We start from the raw sequence: 14,370 nt of genomic DNA on the forward strand, positions 1-14,370 counted from the left end.
TCGATAGTTATCGTTTATTTTATCTGTTTTCAGTCAATTAAACTTTATATTTACATATTTTTTACAAAGATTTTTGAAGAGACCATGTATACTTTTATATATTAAAAAAGCATGATCTAAATTAATTTAGATCATGCGACGTCATTTTTTCTAACTCTTTCTTTTGTCTTTCTTTTACTTGTTTTCGACCAGCGCTAAACTGACCAAATAGAAACAGAAGTCCGACTGCTGTAATTAATACCTCCGCTAAAACATTTACATCTGTTGTAAATATAATAGTCCCTCTCCAAACTAAGAAAACAACTGGTAATATTAACCCCCAAAACTTACTATGTCTCGTACTTAAAAAGAACTGTAATCCTAAAAAGGCTGCTATAATTAACACATCATAAATTGACCCTAAACCAAACACTATGAATTCTTCCTTTCTTTTTTATACTTTTCAATAATTAACTTTGCTTCTTCTAATTCAATTCGATCATCAATTGACAACTGTTTAATAAAACTGATGAAATCTTCATTTTCAATTTCATCGTGCAATTTAATTTTTTCAATTAAACGGTCTAGCTTAATGCGAACTGTCGGATATGATACACCATACATTTTAGCGACTTCTTTCAAAGAGCCCGAGAGCAACATAAACTTTTTTATAAACTCCAAGTCTTCTTGCTCTAACGATAAAATCCAATTTGGTATGTTATCTCTTTCCACAGCACTCGACCTCCTTATTTCTAATTAAATCTTATCATGTATGTTTAATTTTGTAAAATAAATCTTTAATAAAGTTAAATTTTTATTTTACTTTTAATTAAATAAGATTAATTTTAGCTAATTAAATATGTAGCTGCTTCATTTCAAGTTGGCTATCTTAAAGAAAAAGACCCAACATTCCTCTCATAGAAATGTTAAATCTCATGGTAATTTTATATCTATATTATTTATTATTCATTTATTAACTTCCAGTGTCCATCCTTAGCACTGCCAACATACTTTATTATTTCTTTATCCGTTAGAATCTTCAAATCTCTTTTTATTGTTCTTTCTGTCACTTTAAATTGAATCGACAAATCTAAAGCAGTTACTTTTGGATTGTTTTTTAATATTTCTAAAATACTTTTACGCCTATCATTTGGTTTTAATTTTCGTTGATTGTTTTGGGTGACATTTTGGGTGACATTTTGGGTGACATTTTGGGTGACATTTTGGGTGACATTCTCATTATTGTAATTCATATTCCAAAGTATGGTTGTAAAAGATGTTTCTGTAGATGTAAATTCTGGATGAAGTCTTTCGTCATAATTTCCCGCTATTTTATAAGATTCAATTATTTTTCTAAGACCTGATCCACGTCTTTCCATTAGACCTAGTCTTGCAAATACATCCGCTATAATTGGATTCCTTCTTGTCGAAGAAATGTTTAAAGGATTAAGATCTTGAACAAAAGTACCATCACACATTCCACCCGGTGAAAATATTTCCACTCTATTATCATAGATGCTTATGTGTACTTCGCTTCCTGTTACTAAATAATCTCTATGAATCAAAGCATTTACAAGTGCTTCTTGTATCGCTCTTTCGGGATACTCTGGATATTCTTCTCTAAAAGTAGGTCCTTTTATCCACATTTTTTTGATATTTCTTTTTACAAAGTCTAAACTTGCTTTTAAGAGATATATTAAGTTTCCTTCAAACTCAACATCATCTATAGCATCTATTCTACCGTTGGCTTTTGTTAAACCATTCCACCTTGTACAAAACACTCTAGATTGATAAACTTGATAACCATCTGCAAACAACAATCCTGCATTTGTTATAGTGTTATCATCATTAACAAGTCCAAACGATTTTAAATCTGTACTATGAAATTCTGTTCTCGTCCTATTTTTGTATTCTAAACTTAAATCATGAAACGTAACATCTTCTAATTTCTTACTTGTCCTAAGTAAATCATAGCTAAGGTGTTCTCCTTCTAGTGTTAGGTTAAATAAATCTAAGTTATTCGCTGGAACGCTCTGATTACCTATTCTTTTATAAGCTATTCTTGAGCCATTATCAACTACGAAGTAAGGTGTGTTTTTCCCTGATGAAATACTTAAAATTAATATAAACTTGTTTTCAATTTCGATTATTTCCATATCAAATTCTGGATTTGGCTCCATCTTATTTTTTATGATCTCACTAATAGTTTCTGAATCCATTTTGTAATCCTCGAGACCAAGAACTGTATTATCCTCTTGAACTCCAAATATTAACTTACCACCTTTTCCATTTGCAAAAGAAGATACAGATTTTAGCCATGATTTAGGCCTTTTTACTTCTAACCTTTCTTTTTTATCATAGAAATTGGTCTCACCAATGTAATCCTTTAGGTTCAAAATAATCCTCCTCTCATTTAAACAATTTAAAAAAGTATAATATTATTTAATGTTTCCTTACGACTTCCATTATAACCTTCTCTTCCATATCTAGCAGTTCTTTTTTCATTTCGATTCCACCTGCATAACCGATGAGTCTTCCATTTGTTCCAACAACTCTATGGCACGGAACGATTATCATGAGTGGATTTTTATTATTAGCCATTCCTACAGCACGACTTGCATTCACATTACCTACTCTAGTTGCAATTTCTTTGTATGTACGTGTTTCACCGTAAGGTATACGCGCGAGTTCGTTCCAAACTCTCTTTTGAAAATCCGTTCCCTCAAGATTATAAGTAATATCAAAAGATATTCGTTCACCATTCAAATATTCCATAATTTCACGGTATACACGTTCAGTAAACTCTGTCTTTCTGCCGTAATCGCTTGTTTCATCAATCTTCTTCACCATTGTTAGAACACTTTTCTTATAGCCTATTTTTAATAAGCCAAATGGAAATTCATATACAGCATAATCTAACCCTGTATTCTTTTTAATATTATTTATTTTTTTCAACTGAGTTTTCCATTGCAATATTTAAATATTCAACATCAAACCCTGCACTATTGTACCCTTCTAGAATTGTTAAGTAGTACTCTTTACTCGGCAGATTTAGTGGTCTGCCTTCGTTCATAATATAGACCATCGCGTTTACTGGTTGATTATCAACAATAACTTCCATTACTTCTTTTCTATATAAATCTGGGTACTCTTCATAAATATCAAGTTCCTTTTCGTCATTCGGTGTAATCTGCCACACGAGAATCGGAACACTTTCACCCTTGCACGGTTCAACTGTTGCAAAAGATCGGTTATCTGTCCCTCTAAAAGTAAGTGTGTGATCTTTAATTTCACTCTTACCAACCACTTTAGCAGTTGGACATCTTTTCGCCATTTGTTCAAGGTGTAAATTGGAACCATATGCAATATAATATTTAGTCATCATCTCAATCCTTCCACATGAAGTATATTCGTTTAGCTTTATTAATTATCTGGATAAAGTTTATCATCAACTTTAATTGATTTATTTTTGCTTAATAAAGACTCAATAAACTTGTTCTTTTCTTTAGGAGATACAATTACGGAATCATATCTCTTATACTGAATCTCTATTCTATCGATAGATAATGCTGGTCCTGCTAATAATGTTTTTGTAGCTCGTAATTTTTTAATACTTTTAATATCTATCGTACTTTTAAAAGGTCCGTTTTTAACTATAAGATTCTCATCGTCAATTTTATAACTTGTACCAAACCATAGCCATAATAGTAGTGCATTGTTTAATATTCCGACAATATATACCACTATATTTCGCTCAGTTATCATCATAAAAAACATTAAAATAATTACTCCCCAAATGGACACAGCAAGCCAAATATCTTTTTTAGATTTAAAGTTCAACACTTCACCTCCAATATATTAAACGAAAAACAAAATTGTGATCTATAGTTAATTTATAGTTTACCATTTGTATTTATAATTGTACTGTTATATTTTTTACACGAAAAAAAGCCCGGATTGTTATCCCGAGCTTAAGAAATCTACTTAAATACTTCTAAATCACCTTATTCCTTTCCACATTCATAGCAACGTTTATCTTTATCATTATCTCCATACATACGTAGCTCTTTCTCTACTCGACAGCTGTTACAAATATCAAAGTATATTTGTGGAAGTATACCTTCTTCAGCTAGTGGTACCCATTTCGATTCATACAAAGATTTTGTCATACCATAATCAATAAAAACGAGCTTACCTTCATTATCTAACCCATAGTTGCTACTGTCTCTCAAATCAAAGCAATCGAAGTTTTTATCCAGCTCATTTAAAACTTTTTCAAATGAATCAGGTATTAAATGCGAGTGATTCTCAAGGTTTATTTCATACGATTGATTATCTATAAGTTCTAAGGGAGCGTAGTATTTTTGTATAGAAATAAGTTCATCGTAGTAATATGTCTGAGCGAGTAAAGGATCTAAATATTTATAAGCCATTGTAGTGTAAATTTCAAATTCATTTTTTGATTGATGATATCCAATTGGATGTAAATTGACTTTTATTACATAGTCTGAAACTCTATAAACTTTTCTTGTAGAGCCTAACCCCACAAAATTTTCCTCTTTACAGTACAACTTCCAATTTTTAATTAATTCCTCAAGCATTTAATCACTCCTATATAAAGATAAGCATATGATCTTTAAATCGAATACTTTTATATCAACAATCCTTACTTCATTTCGCACGATTCTCTCACGATTAAATAGTTTTAAATCATTATACCAAATTATCGATAAAGTATTCTTTCTTCGTGCCAAAGATGATTACACTGCAAATGCTACATAAGACTCAAACATAGATGATAGTCACTCTTTGTCCACACTTCTATACACTCTCTTATTATTTCTGAAAATTAAAAGCTCCTTCTCAGGAGCTTAAGTAGTCTATAAAACCTTGAAATCATTATTTACTTCGCACTTAAATTCGCATCATAAAACTCAACAAACTGTTCAAATAATTCAGTATCTATACGGTTACTCCAACGTTCTCTATCAAGATTTTCTTCAATGAACCCTGCCTTGTCTTTCTCAAATCTTTGTTCATTTTCTTCTTTCTCATAATTATAGTCGAGAGAATCCGTCCACTCTTTTATTGCTTCATCTAACTCGTCTTTATATGTGTTGTTCGGATCATCAAAGAAATGATCATGTCCTCTATCTTCAAAGTGAAGGAAGGTAAATCTCGAGTTATCGTTATATTTTTCATGAAATAAATCGTAGCCGTATTGTATAGGAATCATTTCATCATCTTCACTATGGGCAAGTAAAATAGCTGCATCACTCGACTCAAATCCATCCATCGATGTGTTAGTCGCATATTTACCAAACTTCATCCATTCATGAATTTTTACAAAAGGCATCATTGTATAAATAAAACTACCCGCTTCTTGTTTTCCTACTGCCTCAAAATAATCTGAAGATTTATTAGCACCACAGCAAGCAATAACCGCTTCTACTTCAGGGTGATATGTAAGTACACTATAAACATTATAAGCACCTAAGCTATGTCCAAACAGTCCTATTGGTAAATCCGGGAAGTTCCCACTTTCTTTAACAAATGATATCGCATAGTCTAGGTCAATTGCGCCTTGAGGAAACCCACCTACTCCGTCTCCCTCACTATCATCAGTACCCGTCGCATCATAGGCAAATACATAGTATCCATTTTGTGCAAAATAATTAATATATTCTAAATAAAAATTATGTCCTCCATCGCCAAAACCATGTGATAATACAATAATTCCTTTTTGGTCGTCCCCTACACTATACAGTGATCCTGTTAGTATTTGTCCCTTATCAGATGGAAATTCATACTGTTTAGAATTCAAGCCTTCAAAGTCTGAAACTTTTAGCATAAGTGGTGGATAACTTTCAAATCGCTGATTGATGTTCTGATTGTATATGAATATTGAAAAAATACAAAAAGCACTTACTATTAACACAAGCGGAATGATGACAATAAATAGCTCAGTTCTTTTCTTTAATTTTCTCATAATTAAACTCCTATATTTTTTAATTAAGTTCAATTTACTTATATCCATTATTTATTCTTTTATAACATAATGAATGATTGTCACTATTAAATCGAAGCTAATTAAGACGCGCTATTTATACATTTAATTTACACGACAAAAAAGCCCGGATATCAATCCGGTCTTAAGACATCTATTAAATTTTTTCTTTAATATACCAAGTTGGAATAGGATTACGCATATTGTCATACCAATTCAATACATCTTCTGCTTGGTTAAGCATCGTTTGTACTTCACTTCCCCCATATGAAATAGCCCACGGTATGGAGGACGGAATATTACTGCAAATATACAGGGCAAGTAACTTCCAAAATTCCATCGGTACTTCATTATCAAAATATCCATCTATTATGCCTGAAGCAAATATTGGAGAAGCTTGAACACACCATACAATACGATTAAACTCTTCCCAAGGATCACCAAAATCGAAACGATTGAAATCAATGATTACTATCTTATTATTTTCAATCATCATATTGCCAATATGAAAATCTCCGTGATGAAAGGTTTGTGGTTTGTTTACAAGCAATTGACGGTTGGATTCTATATAGTCTATAATATCTTCTGCTCCGTCAAATTTAATGGGACAATCCTTATACATCTTGATTTTAGAATCCATCTTCTCATTGAATCGAGTTTCCCAATCAGATTGATTCTCCGGAGCTGAAATAGAATGGATGGCTTTGAGCATTCTTCCTGCCTCAAGACCAAAAACATACTTCTCACTGTTAGTTAGGTTAGGAATGACTTCTCCAGAATTTCTACCCTCAACCTAACTCTCAATGATATAAACACCCTGATCACACTTTCCAAACTCAACTGGTTTACACATAGAAATATCAAGAGCGGCTAGCTGTTGCATCATTCGAAACATCTCTGCACGATTAGCACTTTCTTCTTCGGGGGCTATCCTCAAAAAGTATTTAACACCATCGTCCGCTGTAACACAATATTTTTTATCGCACGATCAACCTTTATTAATTGGTTCTTTAGAAATTAAATTTAGTTGTGACATTGTTTAAATTTCAATTCTTTCAAGTAATGCCATCATCTCAACGTATCTTTTTCGTTTAGTTAATTTAATATGAATTAATATTTAATCGATTTATTTTTCATATATTCCAAAAATTCATCTATCGGCTTATCATTCCACTTCTTATTATGTACTGCACGATGACAATTTGCACACAGCATAATTAAGTCTATCTTTCTAGTTCTCCTTTTTCCCATATATAGTGGTAAAATATGATGTGCTTCAATAAATTCAATTTCATATGTTTTTTCGAATGAAAAGTTACAAGCTTCACAAAAAAGTTCCCCATGCTTTTTAATAAATTCTTTCTTTGCAATATTTATGATTTTTGAATTACGTTCAATTTGATAATGAGTACGATGGCGTTTCATTCCTTCTATAGTTTCATATTCATTCGCTAATTCATTATCATAAGTGAGGACATCGTCTCTATCAAACTTTCCAATATATTTCATAAATGCTTCTTGTAAAGAATCTTTCACTTCCCAAATAAATAATTCCTTCTCATAATACCCATTAAAAAAATGACTCCAGTACCTTTCTTTTTTACTTTTATTCCTTAAATCAGTTTCAAAAGTATAGCCTTTTTTTCTTAGCCGTTTAACTGTTTGAGCCATAGATGTATTATATACTTGATATGGGCGTCCAGTAATTTCCGATATTTGTTTGGCTGATCCTTTACCATCCATTTCGAACACTAAAACATAGATTGCTTCCTGTAAGAAAGGTGTAAAACAGTCTTTCTCCTGTAACATCAGAATCCACTCATCGGCAGTATAGTTTTTTGCATTTGTTGGATAGTAATCTAATTCTTTTTGCATATAAACCACCTACCATTCTTATATTTTCAATTCGCATAGTAATCTTATCTAGTCTATCAACTGTCCTACTCAAAATCTAATCCGTCAACTTAACCCCAAATTCTAGTTCTTACAACACCAATAACAAAAAGAGTTTCACCAATTTATTTTCATAAAACAAACTTAGGTGAAACCCTATATTCCTTATTACATCAACACTTAAAGTCATTTTATTCAACCACTCTTAACACTAATGCTACTAACTCTACCATGTGTCGACCTTAAGTTACAAAGTGATTTAGAGTGTGTGATTAGGTAGTTAGGATGGAAATTACATATTTATTCTATGATGTCTTAGTAATCCTATCTTCAACAATCCTTAAAATTCTTTTCATGCTGTAGGACTGTTCTAAATGGAAGTCTAGATTTTGTATCTTCATCCAAAATAAATTCATCTTTTAATGTGGTACTCAATTTAGCCATTACCATTCGATAAAAACTATACACATTTAATTGGGGATACCCTGCATCTCCTGATGAAATCCGGTCTTTCCAATCAACGTCCAATGAGGATTCTTTTTCAAAATAATCTAACTGAAACCCTGGGAACCTATCTGTAATTGCTGTGTACTTCCCAAAAAACAACAACCCTCCCACTGTTAAGTGATACTGACCGTCACCTTGTCTATCCTTTCTAAACGCTCCGATTTCGATTAATAAATCTTTGAAATCCATACTTCTATATCGTTCATTTTTTGTTTGCTCATATAAGGCCGTTCGATAAACTTCTAAATCATCAACGGATAAATCCGACAAATCATAATTGCTTAATAGCTCATTATCTGTCTCAGGTTGAGATCCCACAACTAACTCTTTATATTTATCCGGAGTTAATCGTCTATCACCTTCTCCAAGTCGTTCAAAAGCTAATTGAGGATTTCCCTTTAAATAAACTGGCTTCGATTGATAAGGTGCTTCCGATATTTTTATCATCATAATTTGAACACCATTATCACTATCTATAATTTTCACATCATTATCGTTGATGAGATTGATGCTTACTTTTTGGGGATTATTCACCATATTAAATAAATCATCTCTCATTTTTTCTGGTTGATCTATACCTACAACTTGCTTTGTTTTTTCATCCACACCAAAAATAACAATACCACCATCTGTATTTGCAAATGCGGAGTATGTTTCCCAAAAAGAATCGGGAATTTTGTTTTTAGCTCTTTTTAACTCTACATATTTCCCTTCAACAATTCCTAGTATTTCAGATTGTTTCACCTAAACCCTCCATTACTGCACTTATATTGGTTAGAATCTTACACGATTTTCGCACGATTCACTCACGATTATTTTCATAACAAACCGCATCAAAACAAGATTTTCCGATTTTGTTCGCACGATTTTCGCACGATTCACTCACGATTATTTACTTCTAAATCATTATACCAAAAAGAGAGACACGGAACTATGCAATCCCCCATTCTGTAACATAGTTCGGCATGCACTTAAAAGTTAAAAACAGGACCCTCAGACATCTGGTAAGCGCCCAAGAACCCTGTCTCCTTATACGATTCATTTTTCAACCTTTTGAATCTTTACCACACACTTAGCGGTTCATTGTCTCTAATCATTTCCTCACTTCATTCATCCTTATTCGATAGCTATTGTAAAGGTCTTTGTAATTTATTTTGTGCTTTTCACAAGTAATACCACCGTCTCTACATGAACCGTATAGGGGATTAGGTCCACTGGTTATACCATTTTTAGTCTTAGCCAAAGTCTCTGAGCCATATGATATCTTTTGGGAGCAAATAATTATTTGTAACATCGTTATCTTCGGCATTTTGTTTTGATGATCCTAGTGATTCTTACATTGGTTTTTCCCTAACAAACCATTATCTGGCCCAACGTAACGTTTTAAATTCGGACTGTGATAGGTCTTAACCATTTTATTTTTGAATCCCTGACCAAAATATATCCCATGTTATCTTTTGTAGTCGTTCATATCTCTCTTTGTCTTCATAAACTAGCTGGATATTTAGACCATCGATTAACGTAACAAAAGCGAGTGCGCAGTCTTCTGCACTTAGTCGGAATGATTCTTTTTGGAAACAACTTTTTAGTGTTTCAGTTAATATTCTGATAAATCTATAGGGCGCTTCTAAGATATCTTTTGGTATACCTTCAGGTGTCTGAAGCGTTGTCGTTAACATAAGTGTTGCATTATGATCTGATAGAAATCGTTCTTTGTGTAGAGACAAAAAATTATATAGCTGCTCATCTAGTTGTTTATCTTTATTTTCCTGAAAATAATTTCGGACAAAATTAATTTCTTTCTCCACTACCTCTTTATATACATTTTGAAATAGCTCACATTTATTTGGAAAATGATATGCTAGTGACTGTTTACGAATACCGACTTCTGCTGCAATTTTAGAAAGACTTGTCCCTGCGTAGCCATAATGATTAAAATGTTGAATTGCGACTTCTTTAATTTTATCTCTACTCAATTTAACTACTCCTAACTACTTAAGCAGTAAAATATTTAGGTAATTGTAGTGCATGCTTATCAAGTAAAATCTGCTCTTTTAGAATACCTTGTTCGCGTAATAATTCTATGTTTTGTACAATGAACTCGTCGCTACCTACAACATAAAATAGACCGCCTTTGTCTTCAGCAAGTTCTTTTACTCTCTCATAATAACTTTGACGGTTATCCACAAACTCAGAAGTAAATTTCTTCTCTGTCGAACTCTCGAATACATCAGAGAATAAAAATTCTTTTGATGAATCAATATTTAGTGAATGAATTTGATTTACGTCATCCGCACGTTTTAAATATTCAAGAACAAGTGGTCTAAATGTTGCTAAACCAACACCTGATGATAGTAAGTAAATATTCTTGTTTTCTCTTTTTAGCGGCACGTTGGAATGAGTTTTAAATAATGCAACATCATCTCCAACTGAATGTTCCTTTAATGCTTTTTTAAATTCAGAAGGCAAATCTCTGATACGTGTTGTAATTCCTATTACACTTTCATCATTCGTTGTTGAGATAGACATATGGCGTACCATTTTCTTGCCAACATTTTCATCTTGGAAACCTTTCAGTGCAAAATGCGTATGTGCGCCCTCTTCCCAAGTGAAGTCCTCAGGACAGTCTAAGAAGTATGTTTTGACTTCTGAATTCTCATCTTTAATCTTATTTATTTTAGTCCAATATATTTGCATTAAGCATGCTCCTCTATATATAATTTATAATTTCGTCTAACTTCACATGCGTCGTACTACACCATTTAGTATATTCTGACACGCGTCAGATTTCAAATTTTTAAGATTATCTTTTGTTGGTTTAATCTTATTTATGGTCACTTCTCCATTCTCTACTTTTACGACTTTTTCTAGTTATATAATAATTAAAAGGGAAATACTGTTATTAATTAATTCTTGTTGATTTGAAAATGATATTAAAATCATCTATAATCTTATTGAATAATAAGTAAATATAAAATGTTTTCTAGGGTTCCGTAACTTTTAAGTTAGCCTGGTCCGAGAGAAAACTCACAGATTTTTCTGTGTCACGGAAGGATAAAAGCCTGGGAGAAACTGATATCAGTTTTCTCAGGCTTTTTAATTTTATTGGGGGTAACTATGAAAAAATATTGGTTCACTTTATTTTTAGCATCTTTTTTTGAAGTTTTATGGGTGATTGGACTTGCTCATTCGTATAACTTTTTAACATGGACACTTACTGTCATTTTAATCATATTAAGTAACACTTTAATGATCAAAGTTGCACAGGTACTACCTACTACTACCGTATATACTATGTTTGTTGGATTAGGAGCTGGTGGTACTGTAGTTGCAGAAATATTATTCTTTGGAGAACCTTTCAATTGGATGAAGATTTTTTTAATTTTAATACTTCTAACTAGCGTGATTGGGTTAATGATTGTCACAGATTATGAAAAACAGCAAAGTGAAGCGAGGTATGAGAGCTGATGGCATGGATAAGCTTAGTTATTTCAGGCATGTTTGAAACATTTGCGGTTTCAATGATCAACCGCTTAACTATAAAAAAGGATTGGCAGACTGTCATTTACATTATCATTGGTATAGGTATGTCACTATTGTTCCTTCACTATTCGTTGATTTATATTACTATGGGAACAGCTTACGCAATATGGACAGGAATAAGCGTTGTATGTAGTTCACTTATTGGTATGTTTTACTTTGGAGAATCAAAAAGTATTTATAGAATATTATTTATTGCACTGATTCTTAGAAGTGCAATTGGCTTAAAACTCATTTCATAAAAAATGCCTGTTAGACTAAAATCTAACGGGCATTTTTTATTTCTATATCAATTTTCGTTCTAATAACGCCACCACCTCCACATGGTACGAGTTGATAGAATTGATGAATTTGCTATTTTTAATGAAATGTTCGTATTCGGGAACATGTCGACTAATTTGTAGGTTTGTGGGAACATATCAACTGATTTTTTATGATAAAAATTTTTGGTTTTAATATTTTTATTTGACTATTAGAGCTGGGCAATTTACTCTTTTCATTACTTTATGACTTACGCTACCTAATACCATTTCTTGCAATGAATTGAGTCCCCGACTACCTATAACAACCATGTCAACCTTTTCCTTATTTGCATATTCGATAATAGTAGGACCAGGATATCCATGTAGTATTTCAATTTTATATTCTATATTTTTCGACTTCACTTTTTCTTCTATTGGGGAAAGTTTTTTGCGACGAGTATATTCAAGTTCTTCTTTTCCCTGTGAATGAAGAATTTCATTTTTAGATTTTGAATAATCAGCAACATAAATAATTTCAATTCTACAATCGGAAATTAACGAAGCGATTTTCACCGCTTCATCAGTTGCTCGTAATGAGTTTTCTGATCCATCAACAGCTAGTAATAACCTTTTATACATTTTCTAACCTCCCATTTTATTAATTGTTTAATTTACATTATTATTCACAGCGAGTTTATGGAATATCTCTCTGCTTGATGTATCTAAACCAATGATAGTTACCTTATTATCTTTTTCTTGAAATTTAATCACTGCTTTATCAACTGCCCCTACAGCAGAGTCATCCCAAATATGTGAATCTGAAAAATCAATTGTTATATTTTTATTCTCCAAATTGAAATCAAATGACTTTAAAAAGTCTTCAGTTGATGCAAAAAACAACTGACCTTCCACTTCATAAATTACTTTATTATCTTGATGTTTATTTTTCACTTTTAACTTTGATATTTTAGCTACAAAGAAGATCGCACTAAGTATAACACCCGCAATAACACCCTTTGATAAATCATTGGTAGCTACAACTATTCCTACGGTTACCAACATAACAATAGAATCAGTTTTGGGAGCTTTTCTAAGATAAGTAAACGATGACCAATCAAATGTCCCTATTGAAACCATAATCATTATTCCTACTAATACAGGCATTGGGATTTGTATGACTAAGTCCCCTAATACTATAATTAAAAACATCAAGAATATCCCGGCAATAAAGGTAGATAACCTTCCACGTCCACCAGACTTCACATTTATAACAGATTGACCAATCATTGCACATCCAGCCATCCCACCAAAGAACCCTGTAACAATATTTGCAATACCTTGTCCTCTTGACTCTCTGTTTTTATCACTTTCTGTGTCTGTCATATCATCTACAATGGAAGCTGTAAGTAAAGACTCCAGTAATCCAACAATAGCTAACGCTAGGGAAAAAAGAAATACAATTACTAATGTTTCCAACGTAAATGGAACGTTTGGAATAAAAAACTCTGGCAATGTTCTTGTGATAGCTCCTAAATCACCGACAGTGCGTAAATCAACATTGGTATAAAGTGCTACGGCTGTCAATACAATAATTGCGATTAATGGAGCTGGAACAGCTTTGAAAAATCTCGGAAGTATATACACGATTGCTAATGTAATTGCTACAAATACATACGTCAAATTAGAAATCCCAATAAAGTGAGGTACCTGAGCCATAAAAATTAGAATCGCTAATGCATTTACAAAACCTATCATGACAGCTCTTGGTATGAATTTCATCACTTTAGCTACTTTAAATATACCAAATAATATTTGGATTACACCTGTTAGGATAGTTGCAACCAGTAAATAATCAAGTCCATGTTCTTTTACTAAAGGAACCATAAGTAATGCCATTGCACCAGTTGCTCCTGAAATCATTCCCGGTCGTCCTCCGACAAATGCTATAATTACAGCGATACAAAAGGAGGCATATAAACCAACCATGGGATCTACACCTGCTATGATGGAAAATGCAATTGCTTCAGGTATTAGTGCTAATGCAACAACAATTCCAGCAAGTATATCCCCTCTCACATTTGAAAACCATTCTCTTTTTATTTTCTCTAACACTTAAATCTACACCTCTTCTGTTTAAATTTATTTTTTATCCCTCGAAAAATCCAAACTGACCTTAATAAAAATAGTTTAACACCTTTCGTC

The 14,370-nt window shown here is 32.3% G+C and carries 16 protein-coding genes, 1 pseudogene and 1 riboswitch; of the genes and pseudogenes, 2 read left to right on the forward strand and 15 right to left on the reverse strand.

Going from position 1 to position 14,370, the window contains the following annotated elements; all coding sequences use genetic code 11:
* Positions 1-121 precede the first annotated feature (121 nt).
* From CJ229_RS03895 to CJ229_RS03955, 13 genes and pseudogenes are all read right to left on the reverse strand, one after another.
* Positions 122-412 carry a hypothetical protein gene (locus tag CJ229_RS03895; protein WP_102167745.1) on the reverse strand — a complete coding sequence of 97 codons (291 nt, stop codon included), beginning with the start codon at positions 410-412 and terminating at the stop codon, positions 122-124.
* Positions 412-711 carry a DUF2089 family protein gene (locus CJ229_RS03900; protein WP_070709338.1) on the reverse strand — a complete coding sequence of 100 codons (300 nt, stop codon included), beginning with the start codon at positions 709-711 and terminating at the stop codon, positions 412-414. The genes CJ229_RS03895 and CJ229_RS03900 overlap by 1 nt, the downstream gene beginning before the upstream one ends.
* A 230-nt stretch (positions 712-941) precedes the next feature.
* Positions 942-2,375: an AlbA family DNA-binding domain-containing protein gene (locus CJ229_RS03905; protein WP_102167744.1), complete on the reverse strand. Its 1,434-nt coding sequence runs from the start codon at positions 2,373-2,375 to the stop codon at positions 942-944.
* A 46-nt stretch (positions 2,376-2,421) separates the two neighbouring features.
* Positions 2,422-2,934 carry a methylated-DNA--[protein]-cysteine S-methyltransferase gene (locus CJ229_RS03910; RefSeq protein WP_219718736.1) on the reverse strand — a complete coding sequence of 171 codons (513 nt, stop codon included), beginning with the start codon at positions 2,932-2,934 and terminating at the stop codon, positions 2,422-2,424.
* On the reverse strand, positions 2,918-3,364 hold the full coding sequence (locus CJ229_RS03915; RefSeq protein WP_102167743.1) for a gamma-glutamylcyclotransferase family protein: 447 nt from the start codon (positions 3,362-3,364) through the stop codon (positions 2,918-2,920). Before CJ229_RS03915 ends, CJ229_RS03910 begins: the two co-directional genes overlap by 17 nt.
* A 38-nt stretch (positions 3,365-3,402) precedes the next feature.
* Positions 3,403-3,819, reverse strand: a complete 417-nt coding sequence (locus tag CJ229_RS03920) for a PH domain-containing protein (protein ID WP_070623590.1) — start codon at positions 3,817-3,819, stop codon at positions 3,403-3,405.
* 164 nt (positions 3,820-3,983) lie between these two features.
* Positions 3,984-4,580: a protein kinase gene (locus CJ229_RS03925; protein ID WP_102167742.1), complete on the reverse strand. Its 597-nt coding sequence runs from the start codon at positions 4,578-4,580 to the stop codon at positions 3,984-3,986.
* A 302-nt stretch (positions 4,581-4,882) separates the two neighbouring features.
* A complete protein-coding gene (locus tag CJ229_RS03930; RefSeq protein WP_102167741.1) occupies positions 4,883-5,968 on the reverse strand; it encodes an alpha/beta hydrolase in 1,086 nt (361 codons plus the stop codon).
* Between the two features lie 175 nt (positions 5,969-6,143).
* Positions 6,144-6,950 (reverse strand): annotated as a pseudogene (locus tag CJ229_RS03935) (aminoglycoside phosphotransferase family protein); the annotation flags it as partial.
* Between the two features lie 146 nt (positions 6,951-7,096).
* The gene (locus CJ229_RS03940) at positions 7,097-7,861 is read right to left on the reverse strand and encodes an HNH endonuclease (RefSeq protein WP_102167740.1); all 765 of its coding nucleotides are present in this window, start codon (positions 7,859-7,861) and stop codon (positions 7,097-7,099) included.
* A gap of 348 nt (positions 7,862-8,209) precedes the next feature.
* Positions 8,210-9,130, reverse strand: a complete 921-nt coding sequence (locus tag CJ229_RS03945) for an AlbA family DNA-binding domain-containing protein (RefSeq protein ID WP_070709349.1) — start codon at positions 9,128-9,130, stop codon at positions 8,210-8,212.
* 671 nt (positions 9,131-9,801) lie between these two features.
* Positions 9,802-10,362: a TetR/AcrR family transcriptional regulator gene (locus CJ229_RS03950; protein ID WP_102167739.1), complete on the reverse strand. Its 561-nt coding sequence runs from the start codon at positions 10,360-10,362 to the stop codon at positions 9,802-9,804.
* 19 nt (positions 10,363-10,381) lie between these two features.
* The gene (locus tag CJ229_RS03955; RefSeq protein ID WP_070623602.1) at positions 10,382-11,083 is read right to left on the reverse strand and encodes a ferredoxin reductase domain-containing protein; all 702 of its coding nucleotides are present in this window, start codon (positions 11,081-11,083) and stop codon (positions 10,382-10,384) included.
* Positions 11,084-11,358: 275 nt separating this feature from the next.
* Positions 11,359-11,457: riboswitch (guanidine-I (ykkC/yxkD leader) on the forward strand.
* Between the two features lie 46 nt (positions 11,458-11,503).
* On the opposite strand from CJ229_RS03955, the gene CJ229_RS03960 reads away from it, so the two are divergent.
* Both CJ229_RS03960 and CJ229_RS03965 read left to right on the forward strand, forming a co-directional pair.
* Positions 11,504-11,854, forward strand: coding sequence for a DMT family transporter (locus CJ229_RS03960; protein WP_102167738.1), 351 nt, complete (start codon positions 11,504-11,506; stop codon positions 11,852-11,854).
* Positions 11,854-12,168: a DMT family transporter gene (locus tag CJ229_RS03965; protein WP_102167737.1), complete on the forward strand. Its 315-nt coding sequence runs from the start codon at positions 11,854-11,856 to the stop codon at positions 12,166-12,168. Before CJ229_RS03960 ends, CJ229_RS03965 begins: the two co-directional genes overlap by 1 nt.
* Before the next feature lie 219 nt (positions 12,169-12,387).
* Here CJ229_RS03965 and CJ229_RS03970 read toward each other — a convergent pair whose 3' ends face one another.
* Positions 12,388-12,807 (reverse strand): universal stress protein, encoded by a 420-nt coding sequence (locus CJ229_RS03970; RefSeq protein ID WP_070456262.1) that lies wholly within the window; start codon positions 12,805-12,807, stop codon positions 12,388-12,390.
* Between the two features lie 27 nt (positions 12,808-12,834).
* A complete protein-coding gene (locus CJ229_RS03975) occupies positions 12,835-14,280 on the reverse strand; it encodes a SulP family inorganic anion transporter (protein WP_102167736.1) in 1,446 nt (481 codons plus the stop codon).
* Positions 14,281-14,370 lie beyond the last annotated feature (90 nt).

It is taken from the genome of Nosocomiicoccus massiliensis (assembly GCF_002871345.2).
Taxonomy (GTDB): domain Bacteria; phylum Bacillota; class Bacilli; order Staphylococcales; family Salinicoccaceae; genus Nosocomiicoccus; species Nosocomiicoccus ampullae_A.

What these genes read in the sequence shown, in the direction of transcription:
- CJ229_RS03915 (WP_102167743.1), bottom strand. Translation starts at nt 3,364, where the DNA reads ATGATGACTAAATATTATATTGCATATGGTTCCAATTTACACCTTGAA.
- CJ229_RS03925 (WP_102167742.1), bottom strand. Translation starts at nt 4,580, where the DNA reads ATGCTTGAGGAATTAATTAAAAATTGGAAGTTGTACTGTAAAGAGGAA.
- CJ229_RS03930 (WP_102167741.1), bottom strand. Translation starts at nt 5,968, where the DNA reads ATGAGAAAATTAAAGAAAAGAACTGAGCTATTTATTGTCATCATTCCG.
- CJ229_RS03940 (WP_102167740.1), bottom strand. Translation starts at nt 7,861, where the DNA reads ATGCAAAAAGAATTAGATTACTATCCAACAAATGCAAAAAACTATACT.
- CJ229_RS03955 (WP_070623602.1), bottom strand. Translation starts at nt 11,083, where the DNA reads ATGCAAATATATTGGACTAAAATAAATAAGATTAAAGATGAGAATTCA.
- CJ229_RS03960 (WP_102167738.1), top strand. Translation starts at nt 11,504, where the DNA reads ATGAAAAAATATTGGTTCACTTTATTTTTAGCATCTTTTTTTGAAGTT.
- CJ229_RS03965 (WP_102167737.1), top strand. Translation starts at nt 11,854, where the DNA reads ATGGCATGGATAAGCTTAGTTATTTCAGGCATGTTTGAAACATTTGCG.
- CJ229_RS03970 (WP_070456262.1), bottom strand. Translation starts at nt 12,807, where the DNA reads ATGTATAAAAGGTTATTACTAGCTGTTGATGGATCAGAAAACTCATTA.